We start from the raw sequence: 18,454 nt of genomic DNA, 5'->3' as shown, positions 1-18,454 counted from the left end.
TCAAGCCAAATGGATTGCCCCGCGCCATTTGGCAAGCTTTCTGATGTTGCGGCGCAGCACCAAACAGGCTAAGGGCGCGGCAATATTGGGGCGTTGCTCTTGGCCGCCCTATCCTCTCTTACGGTAGAAATTGATATGTCTCTTCGCAATATTGCAATCATTGCGCACGTTGATCACGGCAAAACCACGCTGGTTGACCAGCTTTTCCGCCAGTCCGGCACGTTTCGCGATAACGAACGCGTTGAAGAACGGGCGATGGATTCGAACGATCTGGAAAAAGAACGTGGCATCACGATTCTGGCAAAATGCACCAGCGTCGAGTGGAAGGGCACGCGGATCAATATTGTTGATACGCCGGGCCATGCCGACTTTGGCGGCGAAGTGGAACGCATATTGTCGATGGTCGATGGCGTGATTCTGCTCGTCGACAGTGCCGAAGGCGCGATGCCGCAGACGAAATTCGTAACTGGCAAGGCGCTCGCGCTCGGATTGAAGCCAATTGTCGTCGTCAACAAGATCGATCGTCCCGATGGCCGTCCGGAAGAAGTGCTCGACGAAGTGTTCGACCTGTTCGTCAATCTCGACGCCAATGACGAGCAGCTGGACTTCCCGTCGCTCTTTGCCAGCGGCCGCAACGGCTATGCCGGTGATACGCCGGATGTGCGCGAAGGCGATCTGACACCGCTGCTCGACAAGATTGTCGAGCATGTGCCGGAACCGGATGTCGACCCAGACGCCAAGTTCAAATTTTTGGTCACGCTGCTCGACCGCGACAATTTCGTTGGCCGTATTCTGACCGGCAAGGTCGAAAGCGGCAAGATCGACATCAACATGCCGATCCATGCGATCGATATGAATGGCAAGGTGGTTGAAACCGGCCGTGCCACCAAGATCATGGCGTTTCGAGGGCTTGAGCGGGTGCCGGTTGAAAGCGCGAAAGCCGGCGACATCATCTCACTGGCCGGCCTGACCGAAGCCACGGTTTCCAACACGATTTGCGATCCATCGGTCACCGAACCAATTGCCGCGCAGCCAATTGATCCGCCGACCCTGTCGATGAATTTCTCGGTCAATGACAGCCCGATGGCTGGACGCGAAGGTGACAAGGTCACCAGCCGCGTGATCCGCGACCGTCTGCTGCGCGAAGCAGAATCCAATGTCGCAATCAAGGTGACCGAAAGCGCCGACAAGGATAGTTTTGAAGTGGCTGGCCGCGGCGAATTACAGCTCGGCGTGCTGATCGAAACGATGCGCCGCGAAGGCTTTGAACTGGGTATTTCCCGTCCCCGCGTGCTCTATCGCGAAGAAAATGGCGAGCGCCAGGAACCCTATGAAACCGTGGTTATCGACGTCGATGACGAGCATAGCAGCACGGTTGTCTCGAAGATGCAGCGGCGCAAGGCCGAGCTGACCGAACAGCGTCCATCCGGCGGCGGCAAGACCCGCCTGACCTTCTCTGCCCCGTCGCGCGGCCTGATCGGCTATCACGGCGAATTCCTGTCCGACACGCGCGGCACCGGCATCATGAACCGCCTGTTCGAGAAATATGGCCCCTACAAGGGCGTGATCGAAGGCCGCCCCGTCGGTGTGCTTGTGTCCAATGGCACCGGTAGCGCCGTTCCCTATGCGCTGAACGCACTGGAAGAACGTGGCATATTGTTCATCGGTGGCCAGACCGCCGTCTATGAAGGCATGATCATCGGCGAAAATGCCAAGCCCGGCGACCTTGATGTCAACCCGATGAAATCCAAGCAGCTGACCAACTTCCGCTCCACCGGCAAGGACGACGCCGTCCGCCTCACCCCGCCGACGGTGATGACGCTGGAACAGGCGATTGCCTATATCGACAATGACGAACTGGTCGAAGTCACGCCGAAGAATATCCGTCTGCGCAAGCGCCATCTCGACCCGAACGAGCGCAAGAAGGCATCGCGCCGGGCTGAGGCGGCCTGAAAAATAAAAAAAGGCGGCTGACAAGGCCGCCTTTTTCTTGTCGCCTTGCCGTTTGGGCTAGAAGCGGAATGCTGCCGTCAGGCGAATACTATGCTGATCGAAGTCAGGATCGCTCCGCTTCATGTCGGTTCCGCCGGATGCTAGTAGAAACGGGTTGGTGGCTCCTGCGCTACCCGGGCCTACATTGACGACATAATCGTCGTCAGTATAGCGGGTGTACAGATATTCGAGGCCCATAGTGATATTGTTCGTCACCTTGGCTTCTGCACCGCCACCTGCGCTCCAACCCCAGCTGTCCGTTTTTCCATTATCGGTAAAGCTGTTCGCACCATTGGTCGTGGTGAAGCTGTTGTCGATTTTGGCATAAGACACACCACCGGTCGCGTAAAATAGCACGCCACCTGGGGTATAGCCGACCCGGCCACGCGCGCCGAGCGCATAGTCAAGTTCGCGGGTAAACGTATAGGATGCCGGTGTTGTGCTGAATGCCGTCACGCTATCCTTGGACTCGCTGCGGCCGCCATCGACAAGGAAGCCGACAACGAAATTGCCATATTGCTTGTCCGCTCCGGCACGGATGTAATAATCCATATCGTCCTTGTCGTTACGGCAGCCTGCAGTAGGTGTGCTGCTTTTGGCAGCACCGTTGCAGAAACCGGGAGAGAATGCATTTGCGCCCGAAACGGACCGGACCTGATTGTCAAAACTGCCATTGCGGTCGGTGTCGAACAGGATAGTTTCATTCCGGTCATTCGTTTGCGCACCCAGGCCGAACGAACCTCCGACATAGAAACCGTCAAATTCCTTATTTTCGATTTCCTGCGCTTGGGCGGGTACGGCTGCAATCGCTGTCAAAACTGTGGCAGCGGCAAGCGCGTTTTTAATGGGGGACATACTAAACTCCTATGATTACTCTCAAGGCTACGAGAAGCATCAAGCGCATGACGGTGGATATCGTTCCCGCGCGAAACCGAAAGAATACCAGAGTGACCTAAATGCCACAGCTGCATGAGGCTCAGAGATGTCGTCCCGGTGACCGCGCCAACGTTCATCACTTGATTATCAGCCGATTTATGGCAAAGCGCTGCAAACAGAATGGAGCATCAAAAAATATGACTGAAGAAAAACAACCCGATCAGGCCGAGAGCGCAGCTTCCGGACCCGATGTTCCGCCCGATCATCTGGCGATTAATCCGCGCAGCAAATATTATGGCGGCGACTTGCTGAGCCGCGGCATTGGCATTAATTTTCGCGGTGCCCGCAAGCATAATATCGAGGAATATTGCATCTCCGAAGGCTGGGTGAAGGTCCAGGCCGGCAAGACCATGGACCGCAAGGGCAATCCCCTGCTGATCAAGCTCAACGGCGAAGTCGAGGCCTGGTTCGAAGATCTTGGTGATGATGCGCCGAAGATCAGCAAAAGCGCGTAAACAGCAGGACCATCATGACACCAAAGCGCATACAGTTTTTCATTGCGCTAGTGTTTTTTATGCTTGGCGGCTGGGCGACTTTTTTTCCGCAGCATGTGATTGATACGGTATTCCTTCCGGAATATCGCGATGGCGGGCGCATATTGTCATTCGCAATCGCCTGCTTTGGCGCACAGGCGCTATTGTCGGGGCTATTTGCTGCTTTCTCCCGCTTCACCGCTCTTACCTTTCTGGTCTATGGCATTGCGCTGCTGCCATTTTTCGGGTTCAACTATTATTTCACCATTCACGATCCGGTTTTCACCAATATGGGGCTGCTCGACGCGGTCGGGAATGTCATCATGCTGGCATTATGTTATGTCGGCTGGAGAAAATCCAAAGCGTCCGAACGGGGAATTATTTCATGAACTTTACTGACAAGATCGTCTGGATCACCGGTGCCTCGTCGGGCATTGGAGAAGCTCTGGCCCACGCTTTTGCCGCGGAAGGCGCGCATATCATCCTGTCCGGCCGACGCACCGAAGCGCTCGAACAAGTCGCCGCCGGGATCACGACTGATACGCTGATCCTGCCGTTTGAAACGACCGACTATGATGCACTGCCCGGAAAAGTCGAAGAAGCCCGAAGCTGGAAGGGGCAAGTCGACATTCTGGTCAACAATGCCGGAATCAGCCAGCGCAGTCTGGCGCTCGACACCCATCCCGATGTCCATCACAAGATCATCAACGTCGATTTGCTCGCGCCGATCTGGCTGACCCAGTTGTTGCTGCCGCATATGATCGCGGCGGGCGGCGGGCATATTGTCGGAATCAGCTCGGTGGCCGGCCGGGTCGGGGTGCCGCTGCGCACCGCTTATTGCGCCGCCAAGCACGGCCTGATCGGCTATATGGACGCGCTGCGTGCGGAGACCGAAAAACTACATGATATCCATGTCACCAATATCCTGCCCGGTTCGATCCGCACCAATGTCTCGCGCAACGCGCTGACCAAGGAGGGCGAAAGCCGCGGGAAGTCCGACGCCGCCATTGACAACGGCATGGACCCCGCTGAGTGCGCGCGGCAGATAGTAAACGCTGTGCGCAACAATGTCCCCGAACTGCTGATCGCAGAGGGGGGTGAAGCGATGATCGCCAAGCTGCGGCAAAGCGATCCCGACAAGTGCTTCGCCATGACCGCTGCGATGGGCGCGCAGATTGCCGAAAAATACCAAGCTGGAGAGGATGACTGATGGCTCTGGTCCTGCTGGAAAAATACGGTCCCGTTGCCACGATTGCCCTGAACCGCCCGGAAGTTTCCAGGCCCAGTTAGCGGAAAAAGCAGTTGGTCCCCGAATAGAGGCTTTCGACGACCGCATTATCGCTTTCATCCGTGAGAAATCCACCGATAAACCCGGCCTCTCCGGAACCGGAGAAAAACTCGATGCCGAGTGTGCTGTCCGTGTACATTTCTATTGGCATCGCTTGCTCCAGAGCGGCACGGGTCGATCCGACCGTGATGTCCTGAGCGGTGCGTGCCAATTTTCCATCACCATCAAAAAACCAGCCAACCAGTTCGTCGTCCTGAAAATTAGCCGTCAGACCGGTAGTTGGCGAAGAAGCGGAGTCCATCGGCCCCGCACCGCAATCCTCGTTGCTGTTCTGATGCACCGGCCCAAAATGTTCGAGCATGGCGATGATTTTGGTTTTTTCGGTACCATAGGGGAAGCTCATGGCTTCTCCCTGCGAGATACCATCCGGCTGCAGGATGATCGAAGCAGGTTCAGAACCCACATCGGATTCATCCACTTGCCCTTGTTTGACGGGATCGACACAGGCTGTGAGCATCGCGAAGGTGATCACCGCCGCTGTTATCTGGCGGGTGACGGTCATCCGGGATTTCCTTCCATTTGCAGGATATCGGCGTCAATCTCGACCCAATCCTGCTTGCTGCCGGTCCAAAAATGGACCTGCGGGTGGATCGCACTAGTATCGTCGAGCGTACCAGCCTTGATATAGGTCATGCCCGGCTGGGTCGGCAATGTCGTCTTCACCGGCGAACCGCAGGTCCCGCAGAAATGGCGATGAACCAGATTGCCACTTTCGCCATGGTCATCATAAGCCGTCAAGTCGCCCGAAACCTCGATCTGGTCATCGGTCACCCCGAACAGTACCGAATAGGCGCTGCCCGCCTGTCGCTGGCAATTTTTGCAATGACAGACGCCGCACATCTTCAGGTCGCCCTCGACCGTGTATTTCACTGCGCCGCATAGGCACCGACCTGTCATTGTCATCTCAACTCTCCCTGGTTACGTGACCTTGCGTATGAATACCGTTCCCACCGAATAGCCCGCACCAAAGGAACAGATCAGCCCGATGTCGCCATCGGCCAGATCGTCGCTATGCTGGTGAAAGGCGATGATTGAACCGGCCGACGAGGTGTTGGCATAGGTATCAAGCACCGTCGGACTTTCGTCATCGCTGGCTTCGTGGCCGAGCACCCGCTGTGCAATCAGGCGGTTCATCCCGGCATTGGCCTGGTGCAGCCAGAGACGGCGCAGATCGCTCCCCTCGAGCCCGAGCCGTTCCGACTGCTCGTTGATCATAGTCGCGACCATCGGCACCACTTCCTTGAACACCTTGCGCCCTTCCTGCACAAACAGCTTGTCCTTGTCGTCGCGGCTGTCCGGATGAGTGCGGTTGAGGAAACCGAAATTGTTGCGGATATTGCTGGAAAATTGCGTCTTTAGTTTGGTGCCGAGTATTTCCCAGTGCGCGGCGGGCGCGATATCCTTGGCTTCCACCAAAATGGCGGTGGCGACATCGCCGAAGATGAAATGGCTGTCGCGGTCACGCCAGTTGAGGTGACCGGAACAGATTTCCGGATTGATCACCAATACCGATTTCGCGCTGCCCGAACGGATATAGTCGGCTGCGGTCTGGATTCCGAAGGTCGCCGAGGAACAGGCCACGTTCATGTCGAAACCGAAGCCGTCTTCCATGCCCAGCGCATCCTGGATTTCCACGGCAATGGCGGGATAGGCACGCTGCAAATTGGAACAGGCGCAAAGCACCGCATCGACATCTTCCGGCTTGCGCCCTGCCCGCTCCAGCGCCTGAAGTGCCGCCTTGACGCCGATTTCTGCCAGAATGGAAATCTCCTCGTTGGGACGTTCAGGCAGACGTGGGCACATCACTTCGGGATCGAGGATCGGTTCCTTGGACAGCACATAGCGCGCCTTGATACCCGAGGCTTTCTCGATAAATTCTACCGAACTATATTGCAATTCTTCTGCTTCGCCCGCCGCAATTGCGTCGGCATTTTCGCGATTGGTGAGGTCTACATAAGCATTGTAGCTGGCGACCAGTTCCTCGTTGCTGATGCTGTCTTTCGGCGTGAACAGGCCGGTTGTGGAAATAACGGGAATATTGCTGTCGGTCATTGAGAGATGTTTTTCCTTCTGCGGTTGCGCTTTCTGGCGGCGCTTGGATGTAATGGTAATCCCCCTTGGCGAAACTGGCAAGCAGGCTCGATCCGCCTTTGCCTCTCCATAACTCCTTGCTATCAGCAAATCATGAATGACCGTGTCAAACTGGACGACAGCTGGAAGCAGCCTCTCGCGGACGAATTTGCGGAGGGTTATATGACCGTCTTGCGCGAATTTCTGTTGCAGGAGAAAGCAGCAGGCAAGCAGATTTATCCCAAAGGTCATGAATATTTTCGCGCTCTGGACCTCACACCGCTCGACCGGGTTCGCGTGGTGATATTGGGGCAGGATCCCTATCACGGCCCCGGCCAGGCGCATGGGCTTTGCTTCAGCGTGCAGCCCGGTGTCCGGCCGCCGCCGTCACTGGTCAATATCTATAAGGAAATGGAGAATGATCTCGGCCTGCCGCGTCCCACCCACGGCTTTCTGGAACATTGGGCGCAGCAGGGGGTGCTGCTGCTCAACAGCGTACTGACCGTCGAAATGGCGCAGGCGGCCTCCCACCGCGGCAAGGGATGGGAGCAATTTACCGACGCTATCATACGGCTCATAGCGGCCAAGCCTGACCCGGTCGTATTCCTGCTCTGGGGCAGCTATGCCCAGAAAAAAGCAGCGTTTGTGAGAAGCGTCGAACAGGGTGGGAGGCACCTGGTGCTAAAGGCGCCCCACCCCTCGCCGCTGTCGGCTTATAATGGTTTTTTCGGGTGCAAGCATTTCAGCAAGACCAATGATTTTCTGGAACAGAACGGAATGCCACCGATCGACTGGAGCTTGCCGGAAATCCCCCGATGAAATGGCACAAGACGCGATCCTTCGAGATGCTCCGGTTGCGACATTGAGTATCGACTCTAATTTGCTGCAAGAGGTTCCTCGGCTCGCGATTGGACCCATGCGTCAATGTCCCGCGCGACCTGTTCCGGAGTTTCCTCCATCGGGATGTGACCGGCATCGGCATAGGTAATTAGTTCGCTTCCCGGGATAGCGGTGGCAAAGGCGCGCGCATGGGATACTGGTATAACTTTGTCCTGCTCGCCCCAAAGCAGCAACACCGGCATTTCGAGATTTTTGACCTCTGCCCATTTTTCCGGCTGGCGTGACGTTTTTCCGCGGGCCACGGATGCCTGCCGATTGCCTGGAAAACGGAGCAGCTCCCAGTAGCGATCGACCTGCTCGTCGGTCAATCGCTCCGGCTGGGCATAACTGTCTTCCAGCGACGATTTGACCAGCGCACGCGGTGTGATTTCGGGCAGTAGCATCTGGCCAATCGCAGATTGTGCCAGCCGGGCGCCAAGATAGAGCTTCCCCTTTTCTTCAACCTGCGCGCCGGATGCGTCGATCAGGACGAGACCGGCCACGCGCTCTGGCACCGCCAGCCCGGCACGCCAGGACAGCCAGCCGCCCATGCTGTTACCGACCCAATAGGCCTTGTCCACGCCGGCGGCATCCAGCACCTTAACTGCCGCCGCTATATTGGTATCGGCATCATAGGAGCCGGCCGAATGGGGCCCGGTCAGGCCATTGCCGTAAAGATCGAGCGAGATCAGGCGGTAGCGGTCACCAAGCAGCGCCACCAGCGGTTCCCAGGTCTGGAGCATGCTGTTCGACCCGTGGACGAGCAGCAATGCCGGACCGTCCCTGTTGCCTTCGTCGCGATAATGAATTTTGGCACCATGACCATCGTCGAGAAACTGCGAGGCTTCATTGGCATATTTTGCCATCATTTCGGCGCGGTCGGTATCGGGCGTCCGGAAAATGAAAAACGCTGCACCCATTATAACCAACAGCAGCAGGATGATGCGGATTATCTTTTTCATGCTATTACCCCTTCCGATTATCATTTGTAGCGAAAAAGCGGGAAAGCGCCAGTCTTCTAGTCTTCGGCCCGCCATTCGCCCGACTGCAATCCCTCCAGCGACCGATCGCCGACACTCCATCGCACCAGCCGCAAGGTCGGATGCCCGACAGCCGCCGTCATTCTGCGAACCTGTCGATTCCGGCCTTCCCGGATGGTGAGCTTGATCCAGCAATCCGGCACGCTCTTGCGGACCCGGATGGGCGGGTTGCGTGACCACAGATCAGGCTCGGCAATCCGCTCGACTTCGGCGGGCCGGGTCATGCCATCCTTCAAGCGAACGCCTTGCCGAAGTGCATCAAGACTGTCTTCATCAATCTCGCCCTCCACCTGGGCCAGATAGGTTTTCGGTGTCTTATATTTGGGATCCGCAATCCGGGACTGTAATTTCCCATCGTCGGTGAGCAACAGCAAGCCTTCGCTGTCCCGGTCCAGGCGGCCAGCGGGGTAGACGCCGGGAAGATCGATATAGTCGGACAGCGTGGCCCTCGCCGTTTCGGTGCCCCGGTCGGTAAATTGCGACAGCACGCCATAAGGTTTGTTGAAGAGGATCAGCTTCGCCATCGCCCCCCTTTGCCAGCGGCAAATGGAATCGGCAACGAAACAACGATAATATCAACGTAATCATTACCGATATCAGTCGAACTTGTGTAGCGTGCAGCGATGCAATTTGATAATTTCAACACCACCACTTTCCTGCGTGATTATTGGCAGAAAAGCCCGCTGCTGATCAGAAATCCGTGGAAGAACTGGCGCAATCCGGTTTCGCCGAATGAACTGGCTGGCCTTGCCTGCGAAGATCAAGTGGAATCCCGCCTAATCACGCAGTCGAGCGACGACTGGAATGCGGAACATGGGCCGCTTGCCGAAACGCGCTTTGGCGAACTGGGCAAATGCCCGTGGACATTGCTGGTCCAGGCGGTTGACCAGCATGTTGCCGATGTCGCAGCGCTGATCGAGCCTTTCCGTTTCATCCCGAACTGGCGGATCGACGATGTGATGGTCAGCTATGCCAGCGATGGCGGCGGGGTGGGGCCGCATTTCGACCATTATGACGTTTTTCTGATCCAGGGCCTCGGGCAGCGGCGTTGGCAAGTCGGCGCCATGTGCGACGATCAAAGCCCCCTCCGAGAGCATGACGATTTGCGCCTGCTGGTCAATTTTGACATTGCCGAGCAATGGATATTGGAGCCCGGGGACATGCTCTATATTCCGCCCGGTATCGCGCATAATGGCGTTGCGATCGGTGAGGATTGTATGACTTATAGCATCGGTTTTCGCGCCCCGTCGCGGAAGGAATTGATCGGCAACTGGTGCGATCATCTGCTGTCAGAAATGACCGATGATGACCGCTACCGCGATCCCGATTTGGTGGTGCAGGAAAATCCCGGTGAAATTTCCGGGGATGCCGTCAACCGACTGATGGCAATGGTCACCGAGAAGCTGGGCGATCGCGAGGAGTTCGCCAAATGGTTCGGACAATATAGCAGCATGCCGCGATATCCGGATACCGACTGGCGGCCGGACGAGCCGATCAAGCTCGAACGCTTGCGTAATTTACTGACCGCGGACCATCGCCTGCTCCGCAATCCCGCCAGTCGCTTTTCCTTCATCCGGGAAAGCGCCGAAAAGCTGCTGCTATTTGTCGACGGAAATTGTTTTCGCTGCGCAAATGACGCGATTGGGGTGGCTGAAATAGTTTGCGCCCAAGACCAGTTCATCCTCAATCCCGACTGGCAAAAATCTGAGACTGTGGTCGCCTTGCTCGCCGAACTGTATAATCTCGGCAGCCTTGGCTTCGACCAGGACTAGCCGACGCGGCAGCCGGATACAAAAAAGGGCGGGACTGCCAACGCACTCCCGCCCCTCCAAATTCGGTATTGCCGGCTTATGCCTGCTGCAGGTTTACAGCGGCTTTCTTGCCGTTATTTCCGGTTTCAACGTCATAGGTCAGGCGTTGCTCTTTTTCGAGAGTCTGCATGCCTGCAGCCTGAACGGCTGTAATGTGCACGAAGCTGTCATCGCCACCATCTTCAGGAGCAATGAAACCATAGCCCTTGTCGGTGTTGAAAAATTTTACGGTGCCTGTTGGCATAGTCTTATTCCTATTCATAACTTAATTATGTTCAATGCTGCTAGATGCAGAACCGAACGGGATTGGCCAACTTCGAGAAATGGGAAAAAGAGTATGCGCCCTTATGGGGTGCGCGAAACCATGATTTCGTCGTAACGCGATTAATTAGCTTTTCCGCCCATAGCAGGCTATTCGCCAATAAGCAATCAGATGAATTTCCACGGTTTCATGGTCTGCATAAATTGTGTAGCAGATCGATGATGAGCAAATCCATGATAATCTGTGCAACCGCGCTGGCCCTTTGCGTCCCTCTCGCGGCATGTGACACTTCTCCCGGACCAGCCCCCGAGCCGTCGCCCCAGAATGTGTTTTTTGAACGACTGGGCCTGCTTTGCGGCAAGGCTTATGCCGGAACATTGGTTTCGGATCAGAAAGCCGACGCCGAGATGGCCGGCAAGCCAATGATCATGCACGTGGCGGCCTGCGATCTGAACGAGATCCTGATTCCCTTTCATATCGCCGAAGGCAGCGCCAAGTGGAACCGTTCGCGGACCTGGTTGATCACCCGCACCGCTGACGGCCTGCGCCTCAAACACCGCCATCGACATGAAGACGGGAGCCTCGACAGCGTCACCAACTATGGCGGAGATACAGTCAGCGAGGGCACGGCGGACCGGCAGGAATTTCCTGTCGATGCCGAGTCCATATCTTCCTTCCGGGCAAATGGCCTCGATCCGTCGGTGACCAATGTCTGGGCCGTCGAGATTAGCCCGCCGGGCCAGTCGGATGCCCATTTCGCTTATGAACTCCGTCGCCCCAAATCGGCAGATGATCGTTATTTCCGGGTCGAGTTTGACCTGTCTAAACCGGTATCGCCCCCACCGCCGCCCTGGGGCGATTGAAGGCCGGTGCTCAGCGAACTGCTCATTGGCACAGGCCTGATCCTGACCACCGTACTGACTCACGGAGTCGGCATTTTTCTGCTCGGCCGATGGCTGCGCGTGGAAGCGCGTGAGGAAGCCGAAGAAAACACCCACCCGCTCTCCTTTCGCGGCATCATGGTAACCCTTGGCCTCGTGCTCGGCCTGTTCGTCCTCCACGCCGTCGAGATATTCACCTATGCCGTCGTCTACCGGATGCTGGACGCCCTGCCGACCTTTGACCAGGCCATCTATTTCTCGACCATCACCTATTCGACCACCGGCTATAATAGCGAAGGTCTCGCGACCCATTGGGAGATGATCGCGGCGATCGAAGGGCTCAACGGCTTTCTTCTGCTCGGCTGGTCCACCGCCTTCTTCGTCACGGTCGTGGCCCGCATGCGAGGCCGCCGTTGATTGAAAAAGAATGACCGGAAAAGACAGCCGCACCCGCATGGCCTTCCGCTGGCTGCTTGCGACCATCTATCTGGTCGCGGGCATCGCTCATATCCGATCGCCCGGAGGCTTTCTGGCGATCACGCCGGATTGGGTCCCCTTTCCGGAGCAGGTGATATTCCTGACCGGCCTCGCCGAAATCGCCGGCGCTGTCGGCCTGATGATTCCGCCGCGCCTGATCCCGGGCATTCGCTATGCAGCAGGCATCGGCCTCGCGCTCTACGCGCTGTGCGTCTATCCTGCGAACATCAACCATGCGGTGAACAATATCGCGATTGGCGGCGCAACCGCGAGCTGGCTCTATCATGGCCCGCGCCTCGCGCTCCAGCCGGTATTCATCTGGTGGGCGCTGATTTCAGGCGGTGTGATCCACTGGCCGTTTCGGCCCAAACAACCGTAAACCTGCCAAAAAGCGGGCGTCAAATTCACGGTGCGCACAACCACACCAAGCCAAAATACAGCAACAAGTGCTAGCTAGATCGCTATTGTAAATATATTTACAAAATTACAGTTAAAATATCGATTTGCCAGACATTACGACTCATAATTTGACAAGAATCTCTGGAATAATCGCTTAAACTCGGCCAAACACCCTCTCAGGCGCTGAAAATAATTTGACAGCATAGTGAATAACCGCCTCCCCAGTTTAAGGAAGAAATATATGTCCTATCAAGATCTCAAAAACACCGCAAACAGCCTGATCGGCAGCAAAAATGGCACATGGGGCGGCATTGATGCCGAATCCGTGGCCCGGATGCAGTTGCAGAACCGGTTCAAGACCGGTCTCGACATTGCCAAATATACCGCTGCGATCATGCGCGAGGATATGGCCGCCTATGATGCCGACAGTTCCAAATATACCCAGTCGCTGGGTTGCTGGCACGGTTTTATCGCGCAGCAGAAGATGATTTCTATCAAGAAGCATTTTGGCGATACCAAACGGCGGTACCTGTATCTGTCCGGCTGGATGGTTGCGGCTTTGCGCAGCGAGTTCGGCCCCCTGCCCGACCAGTCGATGCACGAGAAGACCTCGGTCCCCGCTCTGATCGAAGAGCTTTATACGTTCCTTCGCCAAGCAGACTCCCGCGAACTGAACCTGCTGTTCCGCGACATTGACGCGGCGCGTGAAGCCGGTGATACGGCAGCGGAAAAAGCGGCGATGGACAAGGTCGAGAATTTCCAGACCCACGTGGTTCCGATCATTGCAGACATCGACGCCGGTTTTGGCAATGCGGAAGCGACCTATCTTCTCGCCAAGAAGATGATCGAAGCCGGTGCCTGCGCGCTGCAGATCGAGAACCAGGTTTCGGACGAGAAACAATGCGGTCACCAGGACGGCAAGGTTACCGTCCCGCACGAGGACTTCCTCGCGAAGATCCGGGCCTGCCGCTATGCGTTCCTTGAGCTGGGCGTAGAAGACGGCATCATCGTCACCCGCACCGACTCGCTCGGCGCCGGACTGACCAAGCAGATTGCCGTCTCCAAAGAACCCGGCGATCTTGGCGACCAGTATAACAGCTTCCTCGATTGCGAGGAAATTGATCCGGCCACCGCGAAAAATGGCGATGTCATCATCAACCGCGACGGCAAGCTGATGCGCCCCAAGCGCCTGCCTTCGAACCTGTTCCAGTTCCGTCCCGGAACCGGCGAGGACCGCTGCGTGCTCGACAGCATCACCAGCCTGCAAAACGGCGCCGACCTGTTGTGGATCGAAACCGAGAAGCCGCATGTTGAACAGATTGCCGGCATGATGGATCGGGTTCGCGAAGTCGTTCCGAATGCCAAGCTGGTCTACAATAACTCGCCGTCGTTCAACTGGACGCTGAACTTCCGCCAGCAGGTGTTTGACGCAATGCAGGCCGAGGGACTGGATGTATCGGCCTATGACCGCGACAATTTGATGGACGCGAAATATGACGACACCGAGCTGGGCGAAGCGGCTGATAAACGCATCCGCACCTTCCAGGCCGATGGTTCGAAACGCGCTGGTATCTTCCATCACCTGATCACCCTGCCGACCTATCATACTGCCGCGCTGTCGACCGACAATCTGGCGAAGGAATATTTCGGCGAAGCGGGCATGCTAGGATACGTCCTGGGCGTACAGCGCAAAGAAATCCGCGAAGGCATTGCCTGTGTAAAGCACCAGAACATGTCGGGCAGCGACATTGGCGATGATCACAAGGAATATTTCGCCGGTGAAGCCGCACTGAAAGCTGGTGGCGTGCACAACACGATGAACCAGTTCGGCTAAACAACACAGAGTTCGGGTGTCCCTGCCCCTTCACGGGGCACCTGATCCATCCAGTTTTCCTGGGGAGGAAAAGACTATCCGTCGGCAGCAATGCCGGCGGATTTTTTCTGTGTAAAGAGATGTACTGCGCGCTATCCGGAGCGATCATATTGGGTTAGGGCTGACCTATCTGGCGTAACGCCTGTTCGGCATTGGGGGCAGTATGACATTGCGGAAATCCGGTTCAATTCTGGCCCTAGCGGCGCTGCTTTCTGCCTGTGGCGGTGGCGGCGGGAGCAGTGGCGGTGCCACGGTCAGCCTGCCGCCCGGTGGCGGGAGCCCGACCCCTTCACCGGTCAGCACGACATGCTCGCTGCAGAACCGCCAGAACTGGGCCTTTGACCAGCTCAATGAATGGTATCTCTTCCCCGAAACTCTGGCTTCCAGCCTGAGCCCCGCGCCTTATGCTTCGGTGCAGGATTATATCGACGCGCTGACCGCGACCGCACGTGGCCAGGGCCGGGACCGCTATTTCACCTATATTACCTCGATTGCCGAGGAAAATGCCTTCCTCAATTCCGGCGCGACAGCGGGTTTTGGCATAAGGTTGAGCTATGACAGCGCGGCGTCGCGGCTGTTCATTCTCGATGCCTTTGAAGGCGCGCCTGCGCTTGCCGCCGGACTGGACCGCGGTACTGAAATATTGGCGATCGGAACCAGCACGGCCAACCTCCAGACGGTGGGGGCACTCTTCGCCCAGGGTGGCGCAAGTGCGGTCAGCAGCGCCTTGGGACCCTCAACAGCCGGAACCAGCCGGGTGCTGCGCGTTCGCGATCCAGCGGGCACCGAGATGACCACTACGGTCAGCAAGGCGGATTATGCAATCCAGCCGATCTCTCCCCGCTATGGGGTACAGATAATCGATAATGGCGGGACGAAAACCGGTTATGTCAATCTGCGCACCTTCATCGACAGCGCCGAACCGCAGTTGCGCAACGCCTTTCTGCAATTCCGCAACGCCGGTGTCACCGAGCTTATCATCGATCTGCGCTATAATGGCGGCGGGCTGGTGCGTATCGCGGAGCTGTTCGCTGACCTGCTTGGCCGCAACCGCTTTGCCAACAATGTCCAGTCGGTGACCCGCTTCCGCGCGAGCAAATCAGCGCATAACGAGACCCGCAACTTCCGGTCCCAATCGCAGTCGGTCGCGCCGACCCGGATCGCCTTCATCACCACTGGCGGCTCGGCCTCGGCCAGCGAACTGGTCATCAACGCGATGATTCCCTATCTCGATCCCGATATGGCACTAATCGGCAGCAATACTTACGGCAAGCCGGTCGGCCAGATCGGGCTCGACCGCAGCGCCTGTGACGATCGTATCCGGATCCTCGCCTTTGCGACCGAAAATGCCGATGGCAATGCCAATTATTTTGACGGCCTCGCCAGTTCGCTGACCAACAGCTGTCAGGCGGCCGATGATATCACGCTGCCGCTCGGCAATCCCGGTGAAGCCTCGACAGCACGCGCGCTGGGCTTTTTGTCCGGTGCCGCTTGTACACCGATCAGCGGCAGCGCGGCCGGCGCGGCCGCGAGCCGCACCGTTTCCCCGCAAAGCCAGACGCTGTCCCTGCCCCGCGAGCTGCTGATGCCCGCGCAGCCCACGCCTGCCCAGCGCGAGGTACCCGGGTCTTTCTAAACCACCCTGCCGGGCATCCGCACAGGCGGATTGACTTTATGGCCGGCTTGCCTGCTATAGTGGTATCATGTTCCAGACCGACACCGCGTTAATGGAGTCCAGTCTTGAAGCGCTGGACGATCGCTATGACGGCATGGCCGCTGAACTGTTCGACCGGTTCATCGCCGATCATCCCCATTATGCGCCCGTCTTCCTCAATCCGGAGGCCGCGCGCGAGCGGATGACCCGTGAAACACTGGAGGCGATGCTAGGTCTGGCGGGGGGCGAATGGTGGGTCGACCATGCGGTGACCAATTTCATCGACCTGCATCACAATTATGCCGATTTCACGCCGGAAGATTATGCCGCGTGGTTCGCGCTGGTGATTGGCGCGATGGAGCGCCGCGCCGGAGGGGACTGGCCGAACGGCGCCAGCGCGGCATGGCAGCGACAGGCCGACAGCCTAGTCGCCAAGGTGGCGACGGTGACCCGCAACAAGGAAGTACCTGTGCGAACATGACGGATGCCCGGACGATCATCGAACGGCTCGATTTGCAGCCCCATCCCGAAGGCGGCTGGTATCGCGAGACCTGGCGGGCCGAGGCGACAGATGGCGGTCGCGCTGGCGCAACCGCGATCTATTTCCTGCTCGAGGCCGGTCAGGGGTCGCACTGGCACACGGTGGATGCAACCGAGGTCTGGCTGTGGCACGCGGGCAGCCCACTGGCGCTGGGCACGGCAGCGCGCGATGACGGGCCGGTATCGACGATCCGCCTGGGCCCAGATATCCTCGCCGGACACAGTCCGCAGCATCTCATCCCGCCCGGCCACTGGCAGGCAGCAGAGGCCGATCAGGGCTGGACGCTGGTCAGCTGCATGGTCTCGCCGGGGTTCGAATTTGCCGGCTTTAAACTGGCCGACCCGGGATGGTCGCCGGGCGACTAGGTCCCGCCATCCCTATAATCCGGAGGAGCGCACCATGACAGCCACCAGAACAAGCGAACGCCACGGCCATTGCCTCTGCGGCGCGATCACAATCACCGCCAAACAGGCCGCCGGCCATGTCGACGCCTGTCATTGCCGGATGTGCCGGCGCTGGGGTGGCGGGCCGTTTGTCGAGATTGATTGCGGGACGGATGTGGTGATCGAGGGCGCCGAGAAGATGACCGTCTACAGTTCGTCGGAATGGGCGGAGCGGGCCTTTTGCCGGGACTGTGGCTCGCATCTCTTCTATCGCCTGAAGGGATCAGGCGAGCATATGGTCTGCGCCGGGCTGTTCGACGACGCGACTGACAAGGATAGCGGCCTCCGCTTGCGGCGGCAGGTGTTTATCGACGAGAAGCCGTCCTATTACAGCTTCGCCGGGGACAGCGAGACGCTGACCGGTGCCGAGCTGTTCGCGATGGTCGGGACGGAGACGCCGGAACGGGGATGAGGCGTTGACAGCCTAACTGTATTGCCATAGCAATACAGTATGAAACGCAAGCTCGCCCTGTTCATCTGCCTGATCTTCTTCGTCTCCGGCCTGATCCGCATCGGGGTCAGCCTGCTGATGATCGGGCAGGCGTCGGGCTGGTGGAGCTTTGACGGCGAAGCGACCGTGGCGCTGGCCGACACGCAGCGGTTCATCGCGACGCGCGAGACCAATATCGTCGGTTTCACCCCCCTCTCCTATTTCGGCTTCATCGCCTTCATGGGGCTGACGATCAGCCTCGGTGCGATCGGCCAGCTGTGGCGCCGGCGATGGGGGCTGGTGCTGATCGGCCTCTATCTGATCAGCCATGCGGCGCTGTTCGCGAATTTCTGGACGGTCAATCCGAAGATTTTTCTCTGGCTGCTGACGGTGGCGATGGCCGCGCTGCTGGTCTGGGCCAACCGCGAGCCGGAAACGGCGCACGGGGCGGTTTTGCGATAGGGACAGGGCCATGTGACCCTTGTTGCGGTGCTCGCAGCTGCCCGGGCTTGTCGCGCGCTCGGTACAGACACAGAAGAGGCAGGGACGGCGGCCCCTGCCTCTCCTCGCGCAAGCAAGGGGTTTTCATCGTCGCCCCGCCGGTTAAGGGGACAAGCGGGGCGACGCGCTCGGGTCAGTCCGGCTTGCCGCTGCTGCGACCGGAATCGTTCACCGCCCGGTCGCTGCTGCGGGATTCGCCATAGCGCGAGCTGGTGCGCTGTTCGCGTTCCGAGGACGACTGGCGTCCGTTGGCATTATTGCCCCCGACCCGCTGAATATCCGCCACATCCCGCGCCAGCCGGTCCGACGTGCTCTGACCTTCCAGTACCGAACCGCTCTGTGCGAGCAGCGGCGTGGCCATCAGCATCGGCAGGACCAGGGCTCCCATCATTGTCTTCCTGTTCATCATCTTGTCTCCTTGTTGTTGACCGCGACAGGTTGCGC

General features: G+C 58.0%; 23 protein-coding genes. 15 read left to right on the top strand and 8 right to left on the bottom strand.

The genetic code is table 11. The features are described 5' to 3' along the window. The first annotated feature begins 135 nt into the window (after window positions 1–135). A complete protein-coding gene (gene typA, locus ACN0WX_RS09540; protein WP_417622082.1) occupies window positions 136–1,953 on the top strand; it encodes a translational GTPase TypA in 1,818 nt (605 codons plus the stop codon). Between the two features lie 57 nt (window positions 1,954–2,010). Here typA and ACN0WX_RS09535 read toward each other — a convergent pair whose 3' ends face one another. Then, a complete protein-coding gene (locus tag ACN0WX_RS09535; protein WP_417622081.1) occupies window positions 2,011–2,847 on the bottom strand; it encodes an outer membrane protein in 837 nt (278 codons plus the stop codon). A 218-nt stretch (window positions 2,848–3,065) separates the two neighbouring features. Between ACN0WX_RS09535 and ACN0WX_RS09530 the strand changes: the two genes are divergently transcribed. From ACN0WX_RS09530 to ACN0WX_RS09520, 3 genes are read left to right on the top strand one after another with little or no spacing between them, the layout of a single operon-like run. Further along, window positions 3,066–3,383 carry a DUF3297 family protein gene (locus tag ACN0WX_RS09530; protein ID WP_417622080.1) on the top strand — a complete coding sequence of 106 codons (318 nt, stop codon included), beginning with the start codon at window positions 3,066–3,068 and terminating at the stop codon, window positions 3,381–3,383. Window positions 3,384–3,397: 14 nt separating this feature from the next. Then, window positions 3,398–3,790 carry a hypothetical protein gene (locus tag ACN0WX_RS09525; protein ID WP_417622079.1) on the top strand — a complete coding sequence of 131 codons (393 nt, stop codon included), beginning with the start codon at window positions 3,398–3,400 and terminating at the stop codon, window positions 3,788–3,790. After that, window positions 3,787–4,611, top strand: a complete 825-nt coding sequence (locus ACN0WX_RS09520) for an SDR family NAD(P)-dependent oxidoreductase (protein WP_417622078.1) — start codon at window positions 3,787–3,789, stop codon at window positions 4,609–4,611. The genes ACN0WX_RS09525 and ACN0WX_RS09520 overlap by 4 nt, the downstream gene beginning before the upstream one ends. A gap of 76 nt (window positions 4,612–4,687) precedes the next feature. Here the strand turns inward: ACN0WX_RS09520 and ACN0WX_RS09515 are convergent, their stop codons facing one another. Genes ACN0WX_RS09515 through ACN0WX_RS09505 form a run of 3 tightly spaced genes read right to left on the bottom strand, consistent with a single transcriptional unit; the run spans window position 4,688 to window position 6,801 of the window. Next, on the bottom strand, window positions 4,688–5,251 hold the full coding sequence (locus ACN0WX_RS09515) for a hypothetical protein (RefSeq protein ID WP_417622077.1): 564 nt from the start codon (window positions 5,249–5,251) through the stop codon (window positions 4,688–4,690). After that, window positions 5,248–5,652, bottom strand: coding sequence for a GFA family protein (locus ACN0WX_RS09510; RefSeq protein WP_417622076.1), 405 nt, complete (start codon window positions 5,650–5,652; stop codon window positions 5,248–5,250). Before ACN0WX_RS09510 ends, ACN0WX_RS09515 begins: the two co-directional genes overlap by 4 nt. Window positions 5,653–5,667: 15 nt before the next feature. Continuing rightward, entirely contained in the window at window positions 5,668–6,801 is a 1,134-nt protein-coding gene (locus tag ACN0WX_RS09505; RefSeq protein ID WP_417622075.1) for a beta-ketoacyl-ACP synthase III, read from the bottom strand. Between the two features lie 132 nt (window positions 6,802–6,933). Here ACN0WX_RS09505 and ung point away from each other — a divergent pair, with 132 nt between their 5' ends. After that, complete coding sequence (gene ung, locus ACN0WX_RS09500; protein WP_417622074.1) at window positions 6,934–7,638, top strand: uracil-DNA glycosylase; 705 nt, start codon at window positions 6,934–6,936, stop codon at window positions 7,636–7,638. A 56-nt stretch (window positions 7,639–7,694) separates the two neighbouring features. On the opposite strand, the gene ACN0WX_RS09495 is transcribed toward ung, so the two are convergent. Next, window positions 7,695–8,660, bottom strand: coding sequence for an alpha/beta fold hydrolase (locus ACN0WX_RS09495; RefSeq protein WP_417622073.1), 966 nt, complete (start codon window positions 8,658–8,660; stop codon window positions 7,695–7,697). A gap of 56 nt (window positions 8,661–8,716) precedes the next feature. Then, window positions 8,717–9,262: a pseudouridine synthase gene (locus ACN0WX_RS09490; protein WP_417622072.1), complete on the bottom strand. Its 546-nt coding sequence runs from the start codon at window positions 9,260–9,262 to the stop codon at window positions 8,717–8,719. Window positions 9,263–9,361: 99 nt separating this feature from the next. Between ACN0WX_RS09490 and ACN0WX_RS09485 the strand changes: the two genes are divergently transcribed. Then, window positions 9,362–10,510: a JmjC domain-containing protein gene (locus ACN0WX_RS09485; RefSeq protein ID WP_417622071.1), complete on the top strand. Its 1,149-nt coding sequence runs from the start codon at window positions 9,362–9,364 to the stop codon at window positions 10,508–10,510. Window positions 10,511–10,586: 76 nt separating this feature from the next. Here ACN0WX_RS09485 and ACN0WX_RS09480 read toward each other — a convergent pair whose 3' ends face one another. Further along, complete coding sequence (locus tag ACN0WX_RS09480; protein ID WP_089132154.1) at window positions 10,587–10,793, bottom strand: cold-shock protein; 207 nt, start codon at window positions 10,791–10,793, stop codon at window positions 10,587–10,589. A gap of 236 nt (window positions 10,794–11,029) precedes the next feature. Between ACN0WX_RS09480 and ACN0WX_RS09475 the strand changes: the two genes are divergently transcribed. From ACN0WX_RS09475 to ACN0WX_RS09435, 9 genes are all read left to right on the top strand, one after another. Further along, a complete protein-coding gene (locus ACN0WX_RS09475) occupies window positions 11,030–11,674 on the top strand; it encodes a hypothetical protein (protein WP_417622070.1) in 645 nt (214 codons plus the stop codon). Window positions 11,675–11,680: 6 nt separating this feature from the next. After that, on the top strand, window positions 11,681–12,109 hold the full coding sequence (locus ACN0WX_RS09470) for an ion channel (protein ID WP_417622069.1): 429 nt from the start codon (window positions 11,681–11,683) through the stop codon (window positions 12,107–12,109). Window positions 12,110–12,119: 10 nt separating this feature from the next. Further along, complete coding sequence (locus ACN0WX_RS09465) at window positions 12,120–12,548, top strand: DoxX family protein (protein WP_417622068.1); 429 nt, start codon at window positions 12,120–12,122, stop codon at window positions 12,546–12,548. Window positions 12,549–12,809: 261 nt separating this feature from the next. Then, a complete protein-coding gene (locus ACN0WX_RS09460) occupies window positions 12,810–14,402 on the top strand; it encodes an isocitrate lyase (RefSeq protein ID WP_417622067.1) in 1,593 nt (530 codons plus the stop codon). Between the two features lie 202 nt (window positions 14,403–14,604). Beyond that, entirely contained in the window at window positions 14,605–16,077 is a 1,473-nt protein-coding gene (locus tag ACN0WX_RS09455) for a S41 family peptidase (RefSeq protein WP_417622066.1), read from the top strand. 67 nt (window positions 16,078–16,144) lie between these two features. Next, a complete protein-coding gene (locus ACN0WX_RS09450) occupies window positions 16,145–16,576 on the top strand; it encodes a hypothetical protein (protein WP_417622065.1) in 432 nt (143 codons plus the stop codon). Then, a complete protein-coding gene (locus ACN0WX_RS09445; RefSeq protein WP_417622064.1) occupies window positions 16,573–17,001 on the top strand; it encodes a cupin domain-containing protein in 429 nt (142 codons plus the stop codon). The genes ACN0WX_RS09450 and ACN0WX_RS09445 overlap by 4 nt, the downstream gene beginning before the upstream one ends. Window positions 17,002–17,035: 34 nt before the next feature. After that, window positions 17,036–17,491: a GFA family protein gene (locus tag ACN0WX_RS09440; RefSeq protein WP_417622063.1), complete on the top strand. Its 456-nt coding sequence runs from the start codon at window positions 17,036–17,038 to the stop codon at window positions 17,489–17,491. A 39-nt stretch (window positions 17,492–17,530) separates the two neighbouring features. Continuing rightward, complete coding sequence (locus ACN0WX_RS09435; protein ID WP_417622062.1) at window positions 17,531–17,971, top strand: hypothetical protein; 441 nt, start codon at window positions 17,531–17,533, stop codon at window positions 17,969–17,971. Between the two features lie 172 nt (window positions 17,972–18,143). Here ACN0WX_RS09435 and ACN0WX_RS09430 read toward each other — a convergent pair whose 3' ends face one another. Next, window positions 18,144–18,416 (bottom strand): hypothetical protein, encoded by a 273-nt coding sequence (locus tag ACN0WX_RS09430; protein WP_417622061.1) that lies wholly within the window; start codon window positions 18,414–18,416, stop codon window positions 18,144–18,146. Window positions 18,417–18,454: the final 38 nt, after the last annotated feature.

The organism is Parasphingorhabdus sp. (assembly GCF_048269915.1).
Classification (GTDB): domain Bacteria; phylum Pseudomonadota; class Alphaproteobacteria; order Sphingomonadales; family Sphingomonadaceae; genus Parasphingorhabdus.
Note: the sequence above shows the minus strand (reverse complement) of the source record. Positions and strands in the feature narration are given on the sequence as shown.

Coding starts and splice junctions, on each gene's coding strand:
- typA (WP_417622082.1), top strand. CDS start 136: ATGTCTCTTCGCAATATTGCAATCATTGCGCACGTTGATCACGGCAAA.
- ACN0WX_RS09535 (WP_417622081.1), bottom strand. CDS start 2,847: ATGTCCCCCATTAAAAACGCGCTTGCCGCTGCCACAGTTTTGACAGCG.
- ACN0WX_RS09530 (WP_417622080.1), top strand. CDS start 3,066: ATGACTGAAGAAAAACAACCCGATCAGGCCGAGAGCGCAGCTTCCGGA.
- ACN0WX_RS09525 (WP_417622079.1), top strand. CDS start 3,398: ATGACACCAAAGCGCATACAGTTTTTCATTGCGCTAGTGTTTTTTATG.
- ACN0WX_RS09520 (WP_417622078.1), top strand. CDS start 3,787: ATGAACTTTACTGACAAGATCGTCTGGATCACCGGTGCCTCGTCGGGC.
- ACN0WX_RS09515 (WP_417622077.1), bottom strand. CDS start 5,251: ATGACCGTCACCCGCCAGATAACAGCGGCGGTGATCACCTTCGCGATG.
- ACN0WX_RS09510 (WP_417622076.1), bottom strand. CDS start 5,652: ATGACAATGACAGGTCGGTGCCTATGCGGCGCAGTGAAATACACGGTC.
- ACN0WX_RS09505 (WP_417622075.1), bottom strand. CDS start 6,801: ATGACCGACAGCAATATTCCCGTTATTTCCACAACCGGCCTGTTCACG.
- ung (WP_417622074.1), top strand. CDS start 6,934: ATGAATGACCGTGTCAAACTGGACGACAGCTGGAAGCAGCCTCTCGCG.
- ACN0WX_RS09495 (WP_417622073.1), bottom strand. CDS start 8,660: ATGAAAAAGATAATCCGCATCATCCTGCTGCTGTTGGTTATAATGGGT.
- ACN0WX_RS09490 (WP_417622072.1), bottom strand. CDS start 9,262: ATGGCGAAGCTGATCCTCTTCAACAAACCTTATGGCGTGCTGTCGCAA.
- ACN0WX_RS09485 (WP_417622071.1), top strand. CDS start 9,362: ATGCAATTTGATAATTTCAACACCACCACTTTCCTGCGTGATTATTGG.
- ACN0WX_RS09480 (WP_089132154.1), bottom strand. CDS start 10,793: ATGCCAACAGGCACCGTAAAATTTTTCAACACCGACAAGGGCTATGGT.
- ACN0WX_RS09475 (WP_417622070.1), top strand. CDS start 11,030: ATGATGAGCAAATCCATGATAATCTGTGCAACCGCGCTGGCCCTTTGC.
- ACN0WX_RS09465 (WP_417622068.1), top strand. CDS start 12,120: ATGACCGGAAAAGACAGCCGCACCCGCATGGCCTTCCGCTGGCTGCTT.
- ACN0WX_RS09460 (WP_417622067.1), top strand. CDS start 12,810: ATGTCCTATCAAGATCTCAAAAACACCGCAAACAGCCTGATCGGCAGC.
- ACN0WX_RS09455 (WP_417622066.1), top strand. CDS start 14,605: ATGACATTGCGGAAATCCGGTTCAATTCTGGCCCTAGCGGCGCTGCTT.
- ACN0WX_RS09450 (WP_417622065.1), top strand. CDS start 16,145: ATGTTCCAGACCGACACCGCGTTAATGGAGTCCAGTCTTGAAGCGCTG.
- ACN0WX_RS09445 (WP_417622064.1), top strand. CDS start 16,573: ATGACGGATGCCCGGACGATCATCGAACGGCTCGATTTGCAGCCCCAT.
- ACN0WX_RS09440 (WP_417622063.1), top strand. CDS start 17,036: ATGACAGCCACCAGAACAAGCGAACGCCACGGCCATTGCCTCTGCGGC.
- ACN0WX_RS09435 (WP_417622062.1), top strand. CDS start 17,531: ATGAAACGCAAGCTCGCCCTGTTCATCTGCCTGATCTTCTTCGTCTCC.
- ACN0WX_RS09430 (WP_417622061.1), bottom strand. CDS start 18,416: ATGAACAGGAAGACAATGATGGGAGCCCTGGTCCTGCCGATGCTGATG.